Raw genomic sequence first — 16,741 nt, forward strand, 5'->3', positions numbered from 1 at the left:
GTTCGATTCGAACGGAGGGGGATCAATGAACATCAAGGTCAGAGGTGATTCGGGATCCGCGTCGGCGGGCTCGTCGGTGGTGGTCGACGAGAGTGCGATCGTGATTCGGATCGGTCGTCCGGGAGCTACGGGAGAGTCGGCGGACTGCACCTCGCGGGCCGATCGTGCTGCTCTGCTCGGGTTCGCGGCGCGGGCGGACTGCTACCAGGGGCTGGTGTTGTGGCATCGCTACGAAGCGGTGCATGCACTGCTGCTAGCGAAGCAGGCCGAGTCCGATGGCCCGGCCGGCGGTGTCGAGTCGGGTGCCGACGCGTACACACGGCTCTACGATCCGCTGTGCCAGGTCGCGGCGTCTTATGCGACGGTGGCGGGGGTGAGGCAGTGCACGGCCGAGCATTTCGTGGAGGCCGCGGTGGCGTGCATGGAGCGGATTCCGGCGGTGGGCCGGTTGATGCGTGACGGCCTGATCTGCCCGGCGTGGTTTCGTCGGGTGGTCGAGCAGACGGCGCTCGTCGACGATTCGGATCTGCTGGCTTTCATCGACGCCGAGATCGCGCACACGCTTGCCGACGCAGGCGCGCTGTCGGCCGCCCGGGTGGAATCGCTGGTGAGTTCGATTGTGGCTGAGCATGATCCAGATGCCGTGACGTTGACCCGCGAGCAGGTCAAGCTCGCCAAGCAAGTGCGGGTGAACACGCTCGGCGAGGGCGTGTCAGAGGTGATCGTGACGGCCTCGGCTGAGGACGCGATGGTCGTGAAAGACGTGCTGGACGCGGTGATCGCCGGGGTGTGCCCGCACGATCCGCGGACGCGCGGCGAACGTCGATCGGCGGCGGCCGTCGCGCGGCTGACGGGGACCGACTTCGCATGCGAGTGCGGTCGGGACGATTGCACCGCCGAATTGTCGGCGGAGGCGATCGCGTCGCGGTGCGCACGGGTGGTGCTGCACGTGGTGGTTCGCAAGGAGACTCTCGGAGGAGAGTCCGACACCCCGGCCTATCTGGACGGGTACGGTCCGATCTCGGCCGAGCACGCGCGGGAGCTGGCGGCTTGTCCGGACGCGGTTCGGCGAGAGGTGGATCTCGATGAGCTCGTCGATCATCAGGCGCAGCCCGGCAACGCCTATCGGCCGACTGCGGCAGTGGATGCGGCGATGCGGGGTCTGTTCGGTACCTGCTCGTGGCCGGGATGCGAGCGGGCGGCGTGGAAGTCGGACCTGGACCACGTGTGCGAGTTCAACCACGCCGATCCGACTGCCGGCGGCCCGACGTGCGTGTGCAACCTGAATCCGAAGTGCCGCTTCCACCATGGTCTGAAGACCTTCGTCGGCGGATGGGTCGACGATCAGGTCGTGGACGCGAACGGTGTGATCTGGACAGAGGTCACCACGCCGGAGGGGTTCACGGTACGTCAGCGGGCGTTGAACATGTGGCTCCTGCCGGAGCTCGGCCACCTCACTTGCAGACACCCGGCGCCGACACGCCCAGGATCCGGACACGCCGGTGTTGCACCGGAACGACCGCGTACGCGAGTGGAGGCCAAGCATCAGTACCGGATGCGGCGGCGGGCGGCGAATCGTCGAGCTCGTGAGGTCGTGGAGGCTGTGGTGCCGACTGGAGCTTCGGTGACGGAGTGCGGGACGGAGTGCGGGACTGCGTGGGGGACGGAGTGGGGTGAGCCCCAGTTCTGAGGGTGCGAGAACGCCGGCCGCGCCACCGAGCGGGCGGATGAACCGGTGTGTCATCGCGTTCGAGCTGATTGAGAATGCCGATCGTGGCGCCGGTCAGATCTGGGTGAGGGCACCGAGATGGCGGTCGACCGCCTCGATCGCGCCGGCCGCCGACAGTCCCCGCGGGTCGCTCAACAGATTCAGCAGGAGTCCGTCGATCAGAGCGACGGTGGTCCAGGCGGCTTGATCGGCGTCGAAGACCGTCACGTTCTGGCCGCGTTGCTGCGCGAGCCGGAAGGCGTCGGCGCAGAGCCGATGCTGTTCGGTGATGAGGTCGTGGCGGATGGCAGCGAGCGTCGGCTCCACCACCGCTCGCGTGCTGAACGCGAGGTACACCGCCGCCTCGCGGCGGCGCACGTCGTCGATAGGGAGGAACTCGAGGAGGGCGCGTCGCAACACGGCACCGACCGGCCCGTCGTACTCGATCGCGTCGACCCGGGCGGCGATCCGCCGGTTCACTTCGTCGAAGGCCATCGTCAGCATCTGCTCTTTGGAGTGGCAGTAGTACTGCACGGTGCCGATCGACACCGCGGCGGCGGAGGCGACTTCCCGCACGGTGACGCCCTCGGCGCCGCGTTCGGCCGCCAGCCGCAGCAGGGTGTCGAGGATGCGGTCGCGGACGGAGGAGGCGGGCATGAGAACAGTGTAGCCGAGTATCTATACACTCGTATGATACGAGCGTATGATTCTAGTATGGCTGGCACGCGAGACCTGGTCCTCGACCGCCGCTCCGCATCACGGCGGAGGCGACGGCCCGGTCGCGCCGTCTGGCTCGCGGCCGCCGGATGGTTGGTGATCAACGCGGTGCTGATCGCGGTGGCCGGACGGCATCTGCCGCTGCACGCGAGCGAACTCGCCGAACCGCCCACCGCCCAGAAGGTGATCGGCACCGACCTGATGTATCTCGAGGTCTTCGCGCTGATGGTCGTCGTGCATCTGCTCACGCGCCATCGGAGGGTGCCCGACGTCGCGACGCGGGCACCCGAGCGGACCAGGGCGCGCGCCGAGGTGGCGGCGACGCTCGGCTACGGCGTCGCGGGCATGGTCGGCGGCTTCCTGCTCGGGCGCGCCTTCGGCTGGCACGCCTTCAGCTTCCACCTCGACGGCATGGTGATCCGCACCGACCAGCCCGTGACGATTCCGGAGACGCTGAGCTGGGCGTTGTACAACCTCATCGTGTTCGCCGTGGTGCCGCTGATCGTCTTCCGGCGGCGGTACACCTCCGAGCAACTGAGCCTGACGTCGTCCGACCGCCGTGCCGACCTCGTGCTGATCGTCGTGGTCCTGCTCATCGAGTCGGCCGTGCAGTTGGCGGTGGCGGGATCGTCGTCGATCCTCGGACTGCCCGCGCATCAGGCACTGCTGGGCGCCCCGCTGACCCTCGTGCTGGGGTTGGCGGGCACAGCTCTGCCGACGATGGTCTTCATCTACTGCATCCTGACGCCGCGGTACCTGAAGCTGACCGGGTCGGTGCCCGCGACGGTGGTGCTCGGCGGTCTGACATATGCGACCCTGCACTTCTTCGACGGATGGACCAACTTCGCCTCGCCGTCGGACGCACTCGTCTCAGTGCTGTACCTGTTCCTCTTCTACACCGGTCCGGGGATGTTCAAGACCTTCATCACCATCCGCAGCGCCAACGCGTGGACGCATCTGTGGGCCTATCACGCCATCGCACCGCACACCCTGCTCGATACGCCGATGTTCGTGAAGATCTTCGGGATCAGATGAGTTCGCGCTCGCGGCGATCGCAGCCGGTGGTACGGCAAGATGAACTCCATGGACACTCGGCCGCCCCGGACAGAACCCGACGCCGGCCCGACCGGTCATCTCACGCTCGCCGGCGGGCCGGACGCCGTCGCGACGCTCGATGTGAAGCGCTCGAAGTTCCTCGCCGTGGTGCGCCGCGTGGACTCCGAAGCCGCGGCCCGCGAACTGATCGCCGAGCAGAGGCGCGCTCACCGCGACGCGCGGCACCACTGCTCGGCATTCGTGCTGGGAGCCAGAGGCGAGACGACCCGCACCAACGACGACGGAGAGCCGTCGGGCACCGCCGGCGGCCCGATGCTCGACGTGCTGGTGGGAGCCGGACTCAGCGATGTCTGCGCGGTGGTGGTGCGCTGGTTCGGCGGAACCCTCCTCGGCGCCGGCGGGCTCGTCCGCGCCTACGGCGACGCGGTGTCGCTGGCATTGCAGACGGCACCGCTGGTGCGCCGGGAGCCGCGCTCGCTGTGGCGGATCCGGCTGGCACACGCGGACGCGGGACGTGTCGAGGGGCTGCTCCGCTCGAAGGGCGCGCAGGTGATCGACACCGAGTACGGCGCCGACGTGACCCTGGTGGTCGCGGCCGAGGCCGACGACGTCGAGGCGGTGGTCGCGGCGGCGACCTCGGGTGCGGGGACGGCCGAGCCGGCGGGCCGGACATGGGTGGACGTGCCAGTTCCAGACGCCCAAACCCGCTGACGACCGAGCCGGAACTGATAGACAGGGGAGAGGCACCCCAATCGATAGGAGCGAGTCATGGGCGACAATGTCTACCGCGTGATCGAGGTCGTGGGTTCGTCGACCACCGGCACCGACGACGCCATCCGCAATGCGATCAGCCGGGCGGGTGAGACCGTCAAGAACCTCGACTGGTTCGAGGTGGTGTCGACCCGCGGCCACATCGAGGACGGCGCCATCGCGCACTTCCAGGTCACCGTCAAGATCGGGTTCGCACTGGAACCGCGCGATACCTGAGCAGGCTCCCGACTCAGGCCTCGTGCACCAACTCCCGCACCGCACGCTTCTCGCGGTACTGCTCGATGGTGAGGCACTGGAGCTGTGAGTAGCTGCCGCCGCGGTTCTCCACGTATCCGACCGCGGAGACGAAGGGTTCGATCGTGTAGATCTTCGTCAGCGGCGTGACGATCAGCAACTGCAGGCCGAGGCGCGCGAACAGCGACAGCGCGTAACGGGCCGAATCGTCCGAGCCCCGGCCGAAGGCCTCGTCGATCACCACGAAACGGAAATCGCGCGAGCGGGTGGCTCCCCACTTGAGGTCGAACTGATAGGCGAGCGATGCGGCCAGGATCGTGTACGCGAGCTTCTCCTTCTGGCCGCCGGACTTGCCGTCGGAGTCGGTGTAGTTCTCGTACTCCCCGTCGCCGTCGAGGTATCGCTCCGACGCCGCGAAGGTGACCCAGTTGCGCACGTCCGTGACCTGCTCGGTCCACTTGCGATCGAGGTCGGTGAAACCCTCGCGGCCGCGGAAGCGCTCCACCAGAGCCTTGACGAGGAGGAACTTCTCCTCGGCGTACTGATCGTCGCCGCCGGAATCGAAGGAACCGTCACTGCACTTGCGCAGATCGGCGCGGAACTCCCGAATGTCTTGCGCGGCCGTTGGATTCACGTCGAGCCGGATGTAGCGTCCCGGGTTGTACTCGATCCCGGCCAGCGACTCGTTGATCGTGTCGATCTTCGAGTGGATCTGGTGGACTTCTTTGTTGAGCTTGGCGGCGAAGATCGCGATGTCGCGGATCGCATTGGTGTTCAGATAGTTCTTGAACTCCGATTCGAAGCGGGGGAGATCGTCCTCCGCCAGCCGACGATGCAACTCGCGGTACTCGTCGGCCGATGCGATGTCCGCGTCGAACTCCGTGGTGAGAACCGGATGGTTGCGGTTGAACTCCGACATCCGGTTCACCACACGCGTCTCGTACGTTCCCGCACGGCTCGTGTGCTGCTCGGATTCGTCCGTGAGCTTCTCGGTCAGCGACGCCTCCAACTCTGCGCATTCGGCGACGGTGAGCACTTGGTCGGCACCGCCGTCGACCTTGGCTCGGTAGGCCTGGACCGCCTCGGCGATCGCTTCGAAGTAGGCTTCGGCCTCGGCGAACTCCGGTTCGGCGAGCACCGCCTGCGCCGCATTGCGCGCCTTCTCTCCTTGATCGCGCGCCATCTCCAGGCGGGAGACCTTGTCGCGCAATCCGTCTCGAGTCGCGTCGGCGGCCGACAGCTGTTCGCGCGTGGCGGCGACGGCGTCGGTGACTTCCGCGAGTTCGGTCGAGGAATGCTCGAGCTCGGTCTTGCGCTCGGTGATTTCGGCGATCCGGGCCGCCGAACTCATCCAGTCGATGACATCGAAGCTCGGGTAGGCGTCCAAACCGGTGAGCGCATTGCGGCGGTCCATCAGGGCTCGCCGCCGATCCTCGAGATCGGCGATCTCCTGATCGACCCGGTTGAGGTCGTCCTGCACCCGCTGGCCGGCGGTGAAGAGCGCGGTGATCTTCTGCTCGTTGCTCCAGCCGAGGACGAAGTTCCGACGGTCGTCGACCCGCTGGGAATCGTCCTTCTCGTGCCGCCCGCCGCCGGAGCGGACCTGCCCGTTGACCGTCACCGCGTAGTCCGCGGCGCGGAACTCCTCGAGCGTCTCGGCGCACACATGCCGGGCCCGCTCGAACAGCCGGCGTTCCAGCCAGGTCTCGAAGCGTCCCTCCTTGATGTCGATCTTGTGTGCGAGCGCGGTCGGCGGCGGCGTCGGCGCACCCTTCGACGAGACGTGATCGGACACCTTGAAGTAGACGACGCGCCCGCCCAGATGATTCGCGTCGATCCATGCCGAGACCTCGTCGTACAGGTCGGCGGCGACCAGCAGGGACAGGCCGAAGCCGCGCAGCACCCGTTCGGCGGCGCCCTCCCAGCGGCTCTCGTCCGCGCGGACGCCGATGAGTTCGCCGACGAACGGCAGCTCGTCGTGCGGAAGGCCGACGCCCTGGCAGATCAGCTCGCGGATCCGCAGATTGCGTTCGGGGATATTGCTGGTCCGCCCGCGCAGGCTGGCGATCTCGCCGGCGACGCGCCGCCCCTCGCCGTCCAACTGCCTGCGGCTGTACCGGACCTCGTTGAGCGCGTTGTCGACCTCCGCGGCCTCGGCGTCCAGCGCCTCGACGGCGTCCGCGACCTCGGTGCGGCGCTGTTCGAACTGTCCGCGGTCGGAGACCGGCGCCAGCCCGGCGTCCTCGATCATCCGGGTGTACCGCTCGTGTGCCGCGGCGCGTTCCTCGCGTTGGCGCGCAGCGTCGACGATCTGCTGTTCGAGCGCCGCGATGTCGGTGCCGCCGAGACCCGCCTGGCGCAGCTCCAGCTCCCGCAGGCCGATCCGCAGGTCGGCCAGATCACGGTCGACCGCTTCGAGCGCCGCGCGGGTGGCCGCGAGGTCACGGTTGTGGTTCTCCAGTTCACCGGCGAGAAGGTCGTGGCGCTGCTGGGCGAAGTAGTGGCGCAGGGCGCCGCGCCGGGCCTTGAGCTCGGCGGCCATCTCGACGTGACGGCGGTAGCGGTCGTCGTCGGCGAGCAGCGGTCCGAGTTCCTCGAGCTGAGTGCGTGCCAGGACCACCGCGTCGTGGGCGGCGGTCAGGTCCTCGAAATGCGAGACCATCGTGTCGACCCATCCGCTGGAGTCGAACGGCTCGAGCATGTGGTCGCGGACGAAGTCGTTGAGGTTGCCGACCGCCTTCATCGACACGGTCTGATGGAACAGTTCCATGGCCTGCTCGGAGCGGATGGCGAGCGCCCGCCGGTAATCGCGCCCGTACTCCGGGAAGTGCTCGTGGATGCGGGTGTCGCCGTCTTTGAGGCGCTTGCGGAGGGCGCGCAGGTCGGAGCCGAAGTCGGCGAAGTCGGTGGCGATGTCCAGGGCGCGGTCGGTGACGGTGAAGAACCGCTCGGGCTGGCCGCTGTCGTGCCGCATCGAGAACACCTGCGCCAGCGTGACCGTCTCGTCGTGGCCTTCGTTGTGGAAGACGCCGAGGATCACCGAATAGTTCGACATCCCGCGCAGTGCCACCGGACGCGACGCGCCGGTCACCTCGTTGCGCTCGGACTTGTAGTAGCCCAGAACGTATGAGCGCAGGTCGCGCTCGCGCGACTCGCCGCCCGCGGCCTTGTTGTAGGCCACCCGGTGGGCCGGCAGGAGCAGCGTGGTCAGGGCGTCGACCAGCGTCGACTTGCCGGACCCGATGTCGCCGGTGAGCAATCCGTTCTGGCCGTCGAGCACCAGCGTCCACACACGCTGGTCGAAGGTGCCCCAGTTGAGCACCTGGAAGCGCTGGAGCCGGAATCCCGACCGTGCCGAATCGGCGTTCTCGAGTTCGGTGGGCGCGAACAGTCCGGTCATCGTCGCTCCTCGGTGGCGATCTCGGCGTACTCGGCCAGGTGGGCGTCCAGATCCGACAGCCACTGGGCGTCGACGTAGGCCTTGATGACCCGCCGGACCTCGTACTCGCCGTCCTGGCCGGGCATGCGGCGCAGGAAGCCGAGTTCGACGACGCGCCGGATCGCGGTGTCCGCCTGGTCGGCGATCCGAGCTTCGTTGGTGGTGGCGGGGAAGAAGGGGCTGACCATTTCACGCAGCTGCGCACCGGTCACGATCAGACGGTTGCCCGCATCGGACGTGTCGTGCTCGGCGAGCTTCTTGCGCAACAGGGCCAGCAGCAACGACGGATGCAGCGGCAGTTGGTGGCGGGCGACCAGACGCCCGATCCCGAGGTCGGCCAGCTCGTCGTCGCTCTTGGACCGCAGGAAGGCATATCCCTCGGCCTCGTCGATCACGACGGTGAGACCGAGCGTGGCGACGTAATCGCTCACCTGCGCGGCCAGGCCGAGGACGTGGCGCCAGGCGGTCTCGGCGGTGTCGCGGTAGACGACGCCCTTCATCAGCGAGGTGACCGCGAGCGAGAGGTTCAGCTCGTCGCGGGGGACGGGGCGGCTCATCGAGTCTCCTGGTCGGGGGCGGTGGGGTCGGCGGTCGGATTCACGGTGGGGCCCGCGGTGGGGCTCGCGGTAGGGGACGGCCGGGTGTAGATCACGCGCGGGACGCGAGCGACACGGCGGCCACCGCTCTCGTCAGTCCACGAGACCGTCTCGTCGGCGCTTTCGTCGAAGACCTTCCCGAAGCCGTCGTCGGTGAGAGACAGATAGGTGACCAGTTCGGCGAGCCCCTGTTCGAGGGGACGTTCGGCGAGGACTTCGGCGAGCGTGACCTGGCCGGAGCGGCGCAGCGCCCGTCGGACGCCGTCGATCAGCGGCGCGGGGTCGACGTGGATCTGCTCGAACAGCGCTTCCGAGGCCCCCTGAGCCTCGCCCTCCTCGATGCCCTCGCTGGCGACCTCGACCGCCGCGGCGGGACGGTACAGCGGACGCTCGAGGGGCAGATTCACGCTCGGTGCCGGGGAGTCGATCTCCTGGGCGAAGTCGTCGACGCGGCGGTCGCGGATGGCGTAGGCCGACGACTCGATGCTCCGCAGCAGGTCCATGACGCGGCGGTTCTCGAGCCACGCCTGGTCGTCGAGGAAGCGGCGCAGCTGCTCCGACAGCCGGCGGACCGTGTCCTGCGCGCGGGTTCCGGCGTCGAGCCAGTCGTGGTGGATGTTGGTGAGCCGGATGTCGGAGTCGGCGACCTCGTCGAGGCCCTGCGCATGCCGGACCAGTTCGTCGAGCTCGTCGAGTCGGTCGGCGGAGAGCAGGAGGTCGTAGAAGGCCTGGAAGCTGCGGCCCTGGTCGGAGTCGCTGATGACGTTTCGGCTGCCGACGATCTCGTCGAGCAGTTCGCCCTTGGTGCCGCGCCAGGTGGCGATGCGCTCCCGCATCTGGCGGTCGAGGGTGCGGAAGTTGGTCTCCACCTCACGGAAGTCGGAGAGCAGCGCGCGGGCGATGTCGGCGAACTGCTGGTAGCGCTCCCGTCGGCTGGTGGCGTCGAGGACCTGGAACTCGCCCCGCTCGGCGGCCTCGATCTCCGCGTCGAGTTCGGCGCGACGGCGGCGCAGTTCGGCGAGCCGGACCTCGGCGTCGGTGGTGGTGCCGTAGACGATCTGCCGCAGTAGTTCCAGCACGGTCTTGAGACGTGACTCGGTGCCCACGAAGTCGCGGTCGCGCAGCGACCGGACCCAGGCCACGGCGCGCTCGACCGCCGGGGTCGCGTCGTAGTGCGGCTCGTCGCTCTCGATCACGTAGTACTTGCGCAGCCACGCAGTATCGGCGGCCGACCACTCGTCGAGGTAGGCCTTCGGCGATCGCGGATAGGTTCCCTCGCCGAGCCGCTCGTTCAACGAGTACAACTCCTCGTCGAGCAGGCTGACCAGTGCCGACTCCGAGATCTCGCGGACGTTGTCGTCGACGAAGACCCGTCCCAGGAACGACAGCAGCAACGGCGCGTTGTCGGCCCTCAGCAGTCGCCAGGCAGCATTGCTCCTCCGGACGGCGACGATCTCGTCGAATTGCACTGGGTCAGGGTAGCGGGGTCCGGAGCGTGGGCGGGCTCACGGTGGCGGCGCCGCCGGACCGATGATCGCCGAGCCCTGTCCGGAGCGCAGTGCTCGGACTACCCTCGGCGACATGGCACGCACCATCGCAACCAATACCTCTGTGACCCTGCCCGAAGTCCTCGACTTCGCCCGATCGCGGCATCACATGATCCTCTCGACGACGCGGCGGGACGGCACCGCGCAGATGTCACCGGTCACCGCGGGAGTGGACGATCAGGGCCGGATCGTCATCGCGACGTATCCGGGCCGGGCGAAGACCGCCAACGCGCGCAGGAACCCGATCGTCAGCGTTCTGGTGCTCTCGGAGAGCTTCAACGATGCGTGGGTGCAGATCGACGGGACGGCCGAGGTCCTGGACATGCCCGAGGCCGAGGACGCCCTCGTGGACTACTTCCGCAGCATCGCCGGTGAGCACTCGGACTGGGACGAGTACCGGGCGGCGATGCGGCTGCAGAACAAGTCCCTGATCCGGATCACGCCGCAGCGGTGGGGGCCCATCGCGACCGGTGGCTTCCCCCAGGAGGTCGCGGACCGGCTGGACGCCGCGGAGAACTGAGGACACGGGAACTGAGGACACTGAGGAGACGGAGGAGACGATGGCGAGCATCGACGTGGTGCGCGCGGACATCACCACCCTCGACGTGGACGCGATCGTCAACGCGGCCAACAACGCGATGCGGGGCGGCGGGGGTGTGGACGGCGCGATACATCGCGCCGGCGGGCCGGCGATCCTGCGTGACTGCATCGCACGGTTTCCGGACGGCCTCGCGACCGGCGATGCCGGACACACCACCGCGGGCGATCTCCCGGCGCGATGGGTGATCCACACCGTGGGGCCGAATTACGCAGCGGGACAGAGGGATCGGTCGCTGCTGGAGTCGTGCTACCGCAGGTCGCTGGAAGTAGCCGACACGCTGGGGGCGGCGACCGTCGCATTTCCGCTGATCAGTGCCGGTGTGTACGGGTGGCCCAAGTACGACGCCGCCGCGGCGGCGGTGCAGACGGTCCGTGCGACGCCGACCGGGGTGTCGTCGGTGCTGCTCGTGGCGTTCGACGGCGCGCTCGAACAACTGCTGCGCGAGGCCGTCGCGCACTGAGCATCCGCGGTTGCGGCGCTTCCGGGGTCCCGGTTCAGTCACGGTGCTGAACTATGTTCAGCACGGTTCCGTCGGGTGCACGGACGAAGAACCGGCGGACACCCCATTCCTCGGTGGTCAGCGGGTAGACGATCTCGTATCCGGCCGCCTGTGCCTCGGCGTAGGCAGCGTCGACGTCGTCGGCGTGCACAGACAGTGCCGAATCGACCGGGGCGGTCTTGTCGCGTGAGACGAGTTGGACGTGCGCGCCGGAATCGGGGTCGGTGCAGCGGGCGACCCAGCCCATGTTGAACTCTTCCTCGCGCAAGCCGAGGAAGTCGGTGTAGAACGACTTGGCGCGGTCGACGTCGTCGACCGGGATGCTGGTGCTGATCTTCATGGTGCGCACAGTCGGCTCCCTCGGTTCGGCGTCACCCTCGGCTTCGACGTTAGTACTCGCGCCCGCCGAGACGGCGAGAGCGGACCGATCCGTGAGAATCGGTCCGCTCCGGCGGTGGGCTCCGGCGTCAGACTGTACGGAATCCCGCGCCGACGAGACCGCTGGCGTTGAGCGACCGCAGAATGTCGGTCATCTTCGTGGCCGCCATCGGCGTGTAGACCGGCAGTGCCGGATCGACGCACGCGATCGACGTGCCGGGGCCGGCCAGACGCAGCGAGCCGTTCAGCATCCCGACGACGCGTCCGCGTTCGATGATCGGCCCGCCCGAGTCGCCGGGTGCCGAACACACGTAGCTGTAGCTTCGCGAGCCGTTCACCAGCAGAGTGGGACCGCAGGTGAATCCGGTGGTGCGACCGGCCTTGCAGACATTGCTGAACGGCTGCGGATAGACGCCGACGCCGGTGATCCGGGCGTGCCCGACGGTGCGGACCGCGCGGACGCGTGCCGGATCGAGGCGGATGACGGCGACGTCCCAGCCCTTGCTCTTGGTGACGATCCGGCCGATGGTGCCGGCCCGGCGGTTGCGCTCGAGGCTGACCGCGTCGCCGACATCGCCGCAGTGGCCGGCGGTGAGGCCGACCAGCCTGCCGCCGCGGTCGTGACCGACGCGGTCACCGTGCACAGCGACCGATTGTCGATGACGATGCCGCTCCCGCCTCCGACGGCGGCGGCCGGCGCGGCGTGCGCGACCGCGGCCGGGCTCAGCGCGACGGCGGCAGCGCCGATCGCGATCACCGCTGTACGAAGTCTCTTCATTCATCCTCCCCAGAATGTGCCGATCGGGTAGTCGACCGACGCCGCGACACGGCGCAGTGCCGGTACCGAAGGCCGACAGCCTTCCCCCGCAATGGAATTGCGACGATATGCCGAATCCGGAGTCAGTCCAGCACAGCAGCGGGCCGAACTCAAAACGCGGATCTGCCGGATTCGCCGAGAACAACGCCTCCGGCGCGCCGCTCGAGTTGCGGTGTCACGTGTAGCGACGCACAATGGTCGGGCAAGCACTTCGTTAGGCGAAGCTCCTGCACGAACACAGGCCACTGATCTCACGACGTCGAGAGACGCCCAAGGTTAGGACAGGTCCTCCCGGATTAAGGGTTGACCCGAAGTGGCTTCCGTCCGCTCCCGCGGACGGACACGTCGTGCAGTGCCGAAGCTCTTACGTGGAAGTCGTTCGTCGATCCATCTCCGTGGTTCCGGCCTCCTCGTGCGCGTCGTGTATGCCGAGCGTGAGGAGGTGATCGGCCGTGAGCGACGACGGAAGTAGTCGATTGCCGTACCCGCGCAGGCCGACCGGCCTCGGCTCTCGTAGCGACGGCCGCTGAGAACGGTCCTGCCCGGGTCACCGTCCCATTCCTTTCACCTCGCACTGGCGTGGAGAACCGCGCTGCCCCAGGCAGCGCGGGGCTCCGTCGTGCCCGAATCACCGGGGATTCCTCATGCAGAATTTCAGCACTCCATTGGACGTGCTCGGCCGACGCGCCGAGCACTCGCACGACAGCCGGCCATCCGGCGCCGACGTGCGCCGGCAGGCCACGACCAGCACCATCGACTCCACGCGCGTGCAAGCGTTGCTCGACGCCGCCACCGGCACCGCAGACGCGGTGCTTTCCGCGCAGTCGACCTCGCTCGACGGCCTCGTCGACGAGGCGGTCGGTGCACGCCGACTCCGCTACGGCGCCAATGAACTCGATCATGACAGGCCCGCGCCGGTGGTCGTGCAATTCGCTCGCGCCTTCGTCAACCCCTTCATTGCGATCCTCGTATTCCTGGCCGTCGTGATGGTGTTCACCGATGTAGTCTTCGCCGATCCGGCCGGCGGCCGTGACTACACCGGCGTCGTCACTGTCGGTGCGATGGTCCTGGTCAGCGCGATCTTGCGGTTCTGGCAGGAGTACCGGTCGGGGAGGGCGGCCGAGAACCTCAAGGCGATGGTCCGGACGACGGCGGCGGTCACCCGGAACCGGCGGGGAGTCGCGGTGACCGAGGAACTCCCGGTCGAGCACCTGGTGCCGGGAGACATCGTCCGGCTCGCGGCGGGCGACATGATCCCGGCCGACGTGCGGCTGATCGCGGTCAACGACCTCCAGATCAACGAGGCCATGCTCACCGGCGAGGCATTGCCCGCCGAGAAGACCGCCGAACAGGTCGTCGAGGTGACGGCAGCAGACCTGCTCGATGCCCCCAACCTGGCCTTCATGGGCACTTCCGTGGTGTCGGGATCGGGCACCGCCGTCGTCCTCGGAACGGGAAGGAACAGCTATTTCGGCTCGATGTCGAAGGCTATCGTCGGTGAGCGACCGGAGACCGCTTTCGACGTCGGGATCAAGAAGGTCAGCTACACGCTGATCCGGTTCATGTTGGTGATGGTGCCGGTGGTGTTCGTGATCAACGGACTGACCAAGGATTGGACCACCGCATTCCTGTTCGGCGTCACGACCGCCGTCGGACTCACGCCGGAGATGCTTCCGCTGATCGTGACCGCGAACCTCGCCAAGGGCGCGAACTTCATGGCGCGGAGGAAGGTGATCGTCAAGCGGCTCGGCAGCATCCAGAACGTCGGCGCGATGGATGTGCTGGCCACCGACAAGACCGGAACGCTCACTGAAGACCGCATCGTTCTGGAGCGGCACATCGACGTCACGGCGAACGACAGTGACGATCCGCTGTGGTACGCGGCGGTCAACGCACACTTTCAGACGGGGCTGCGGAATCTGCTGGACGATGCGGTGCTCGATTCGGCCGGCTCGCGGATCGTGCGCCGCATCGAACGCGAGTACACCCTCGTCGATGAGATTCCGTTCGATTTCGAGCGCCGGCGGCTGTCGGTGGTGGTGGACGACGGACTGTCGCACCTGATCGTCACCAAGGGGGCCGTGGAAGAACTGCTCGACAGGTGCGTCGCCGAACGTCGCGACGGGACCGAACTGCCGCTGACCGTCCAGCGCCGCACCGAACTCGACGATCTGGTAGCGGAACAGAATGCGCTCGGAATGCGCGTGCTCGCCGTCGCCGTCCGGTCGGTCGTCGCAGAACGCGGTGACCACCCCGAGGGCGGTCTCACCGAGAACGAGTACACCAAGGACGACGAGGCGAGCATGACGCTCGTCGGGTTCCTGCTGTTCCTCGACCCGCCGAAGGATTCGGCCGCGGCGGCGATCACCAGTCTGCGGCTACGCGGCGTGGCGGTGAAGGTGATCACCGGCGACAACCCGATGGTGGCCGCCACCGTCTGCCGGAAGGTCGGCGTCGACGCCCGGCGGGTGGTGAGCGGCGCCGAAATCGACGACCTGTCCCTGAAGGAGCTCGCCGAACTCGCCGAGCGCACCAGTGTGTTCGCGAAGGTGAACCCCACGCAGAAGGCGCGGATCGTCGAGGCGATGCGGACGCGGGGACACACCGTCGGGTTCCTGGGCGACGGCATCAACGATGCGCCCGCTCTGCGGACCGCGGATGTCGGAATCTCGGTGGACACGGCGGTCGACATCGCCAAGGAATCGGCCGACATCATTCTCCTGGAGAAGGACCTGACAGTTCTCGAATCGGGAGTGATCGAGGGCCGGCGGACCTTCGTGAACACCATGAAGTACATCAAGATGACGGCGTCGTCGAATTTCGGCAACATGTTCTCGGTGCTGGTCGCCAGCGCATTGCTCCCGTTCATCCCGATGATTCCGATCGTGGTGCTCGTGCAGAACCTGGCCTACGACCTCGCGATGCTCACTCTGCCGTGGGATCGCGCGGACTCGGAGGACCTGGCGCGTCCGCGCAAGTGGGAGAGCCGCGGACTGGGGAGGTTCATGGTGCGGATCGGTCCGTTGTCGTCGATCTTCGACATCACGACCTACGCGCTGATGTGGTTCGTCTTCGCGGCGAACTCACCGGTTCACGCGGCGCTGTTTCAGTCCGGCTGGTTCGTGGAGTCGATCATCTCGCAGACGCTCATCGTGCATCTGCTGCGGACCGGCCGGGTTCCGTTCGTCCAGTCCCGGGCCGGACTCCCGGTGGTGCTCGCCACTGCCGCAGTCTGCGTGTTCGGACTGGTCCTGCCTTTCACCGGCTTCGGTCAGGGCCTGGGTCTGGTGCCGCTGCCGTGGTCGTACTTCCCGTGGCTGATCGTCACGTTGGTCGGTTACTGCGTCGTGACGCAAGTGGCGAAGCGGATGTTCGTGCGCCGATACGGTGCGTGGATCTGACCGCGGCAGAAACTTTGGCTCCCGGAACGGTCTCTCACACCGTTCCGGGAGCCAAAGTTTTCACAGTTCTCAGTTCTCGATCCGGTCGAGGATGATCTCGGTCAGTTCGGCGGCGTTCTGTTCGGGGATCCAGTGGTTGGCGTGTTCGAGGATCCGGAGCCGGAAGTCGGCGTCGACGTAGTCTCCGGCCAGCTCGGCGCCGCGGCGCGCCAACGCGGTGTCGCCTGCGCCCCACACGTGAGTGGTCGGCACGGTGATGCGGCGCGCCAGAGCGCCGGGGCGGCCGAACGGAAGCGCGCGATACCAGTTCAGGCCGCCGGTCAGTGCCCCCGAGTCGATGATCTGCCGGTGGGTGTCGGCGATCATCTGATCGTCCATGCCGGTCGCGGCGAGCATGCGGTCGAAGAACTCGGGTTTCCGGGCGATCAGCAGTTCCGGCAGGCGGGGCGGTTGAAAGGCGGCCATGTACCAGGAGCGGCGGAACTGGTCGCTCTGCAGCATCGATTTCAGGAAGGCCGCGGGATGCGGCACCGAGACGGTGGTGAGCGTGGCGACCAGGTCCGGTCGCGTGGCGGTCAGCATCCACGCCACCTGCGCTCCCCAGTCGTGGCCGACCAGATGCACCTGCCGCGCATCGGACTGGATGATGAGGGACTCGATGTCGGAGACGAGTTCGCCGATGCGGTACTCGACTCGCCTGCGCGGCCGGGCGCGGGGAGAGTAGCCGCGCTGGTCCGGCGCGATGGTGCGGTAGCCCCGCTGATTCAACAGCTCCGATACTCCGGTCCACGACTGCGAGGTCTGCGGAAAGCCGTGCAGCAGAACGACTGTGCCGTTGTCGGCGGTGCCCGTGTCGGCGACGTCGAAGGTGAAACCGGCTCGCGAAAAGGTCTCCATGACTGCTCCCGAGGCAAGCCGCGGAAATTTACGTAACCGCGGGTAACGGAAAAACTCTCTCTGCCGAACGCTATGTGGTG

At 67.6% G+C, this 16,741-nt stretch carries 14 protein-coding genes and 1 riboswitch; of the genes, 7 read left to right on the top strand and 7 right to left on the bottom strand.

What is annotated here, in order from left to right:
* Positions 1 to 25 precede the first annotated feature (25 nt).
* Positions 26 to 1,690 (top strand): DUF222 domain-containing protein, encoded by a 1,665-nt coding sequence (locus tag ACE11G_RS06145; RefSeq protein ID WP_375003942.1) that lies wholly within the window; start codon positions 26 to 28, stop codon positions 1,688 to 1,690.
* 93 nt (positions 1,691 to 1,783) lie between these two features.
* On the opposite strand, the gene ACE11G_RS06150 is transcribed toward ACE11G_RS06145, so the two are convergent.
* Positions 1,784 to 2,365: a TetR/AcrR family transcriptional regulator gene (locus ACE11G_RS06150; protein WP_375003943.1), complete on the bottom strand. Its 582-nt coding sequence runs from the start codon at positions 2,363 to 2,365 to the stop codon at positions 1,784 to 1,786.
* A gap of 57 nt (positions 2,366 to 2,422) precedes the next feature.
* Here ACE11G_RS06150 and ACE11G_RS06155 point away from each other — a divergent pair, with 57 nt between their 5' ends.
* From ACE11G_RS06155 to ACE11G_RS06165, 3 genes are read left to right on the top strand one after another with little or no spacing between them, the layout of a single operon-like run.
* Positions 2,423 to 3,460: a hypothetical protein gene (locus ACE11G_RS06155; protein ID WP_375003944.1), complete on the top strand. Its 1,038-nt coding sequence runs from the start codon at positions 2,423 to 2,425 to the stop codon at positions 3,458 to 3,460.
* A gap of 48 nt (positions 3,461 to 3,508) precedes the next feature.
* Positions 3,509 to 4,192: an IMPACT family protein gene (locus tag ACE11G_RS06160; RefSeq protein ID WP_375003945.1), complete on the top strand. Its 684-nt coding sequence runs from the start codon at positions 3,509 to 3,511 to the stop codon at positions 4,190 to 4,192.
* A gap of 57 nt (positions 4,193 to 4,249) precedes the next feature.
* Positions 4,250 to 4,468, top strand: coding sequence for a dodecin (locus ACE11G_RS06165; protein ID WP_006897834.1), 219 nt, complete (start codon positions 4,250 to 4,252; stop codon positions 4,466 to 4,468).
* Between the two features lie 13 nt (positions 4,469 to 4,481).
* On the opposite strand, the gene ACE11G_RS06170 is transcribed toward ACE11G_RS06165, so the two are convergent.
* Genes ACE11G_RS06170 through ACE11G_RS06180 form a run of 3 tightly spaced genes read right to left on the bottom strand, consistent with a single transcriptional unit; the run spans position 4,482 to position 9,990 of the window.
* Entirely contained in the window at positions 4,482 to 7,886 is a 3,405-nt protein-coding gene (locus ACE11G_RS06170) for an ATP-binding protein (RefSeq protein ID WP_006897833.1), read from the bottom strand.
* Positions 7,883 to 8,482, bottom strand: a complete 600-nt coding sequence (locus ACE11G_RS06175; protein ID WP_006897832.1) for a DUF4194 domain-containing protein — start codon at positions 8,480 to 8,482, stop codon at positions 7,883 to 7,885. Before ACE11G_RS06175 ends, ACE11G_RS06170 begins: the two co-directional genes overlap by 4 nt.
* Positions 8,479 to 9,990, bottom strand: coding sequence for a DUF3375 domain-containing protein (locus tag ACE11G_RS06180; RefSeq protein ID WP_006897831.1), 1,512 nt, complete (start codon positions 9,988 to 9,990; stop codon positions 8,479 to 8,481). The genes ACE11G_RS06175 and ACE11G_RS06180 overlap by 4 nt, the downstream gene beginning before the upstream one ends.
* 112 nt (positions 9,991 to 10,102) lie before the next feature.
* On the opposite strand from ACE11G_RS06180, the gene ACE11G_RS06185 reads away from it, so the two are divergent.
* A complete protein-coding gene (locus ACE11G_RS06185) occupies positions 10,103 to 10,588 on the top strand; it encodes a PPOX class F420-dependent oxidoreductase (RefSeq protein ID WP_062366583.1) in 486 nt (161 codons plus the stop codon).
* 40 nt (positions 10,589 to 10,628) lie between these two features.
* Positions 10,629 to 11,129, top strand: coding sequence for an O-acetyl-ADP-ribose deacetylase (locus ACE11G_RS06190; protein WP_062366585.1), 501 nt, complete (start codon positions 10,629 to 10,631; stop codon positions 11,127 to 11,129).
* 34 nt (positions 11,130 to 11,163) lie between these two features.
* Here the strand turns inward: ACE11G_RS06190 and ACE11G_RS06195 are convergent, their stop codons facing one another.
* Both ACE11G_RS06195 and ACE11G_RS06200 read right to left on the bottom strand, forming a co-directional pair.
* Positions 11,164 to 11,508 (bottom strand): VOC family protein, encoded by a 345-nt coding sequence (locus ACE11G_RS06195; RefSeq protein ID WP_062366754.1) that lies wholly within the window; start codon positions 11,506 to 11,508, stop codon positions 11,164 to 11,166.
* A gap of 127 nt (positions 11,509 to 11,635) precedes the next feature.
* Complete coding sequence (locus ACE11G_RS06200; protein ID WP_231875676.1) at positions 11,636 to 12,190, bottom strand: S1 family peptidase; 555 nt, start codon at positions 12,188 to 12,190, stop codon at positions 11,636 to 11,638.
* A gap of 376 nt (positions 12,191 to 12,566) precedes the next feature.
* A riboswitch (M-box (ykoK) riboswitch) is annotated at positions 12,567 to 12,744 on the top strand.
* A 263-nt stretch (positions 12,745 to 13,007) separates the two neighbouring features.
* On the opposite strand from ACE11G_RS06200, the gene mgtA reads away from it, so the two are divergent.
* A complete protein-coding gene (gene mgtA / locus ACE11G_RS06205) occupies positions 13,008 to 15,764 on the top strand; it encodes a magnesium-translocating P-type ATPase (RefSeq protein WP_375003946.1) in 2,757 nt (918 codons plus the stop codon).
* A gap of 69 nt (positions 15,765 to 15,833) precedes the next feature.
* Here mgtA and ACE11G_RS06210 read toward each other — a convergent pair whose 3' ends face one another.
* A complete protein-coding gene (locus ACE11G_RS06210) occupies positions 15,834 to 16,661 on the bottom strand; it encodes an alpha/beta fold hydrolase (RefSeq protein WP_375003947.1) in 828 nt (275 codons plus the stop codon).
* Positions 16,662 to 16,741 lie beyond the last annotated feature (80 nt).

Source organism: Gordonia sp. PS3, assembly GCF_041950545.1.
In the GTDB taxonomy this organism is placed as follows: Bacteria; Actinomycetota; Actinomycetes; order Mycobacteriales; family Mycobacteriaceae; genus Gordonia; species Gordonia sihwensis.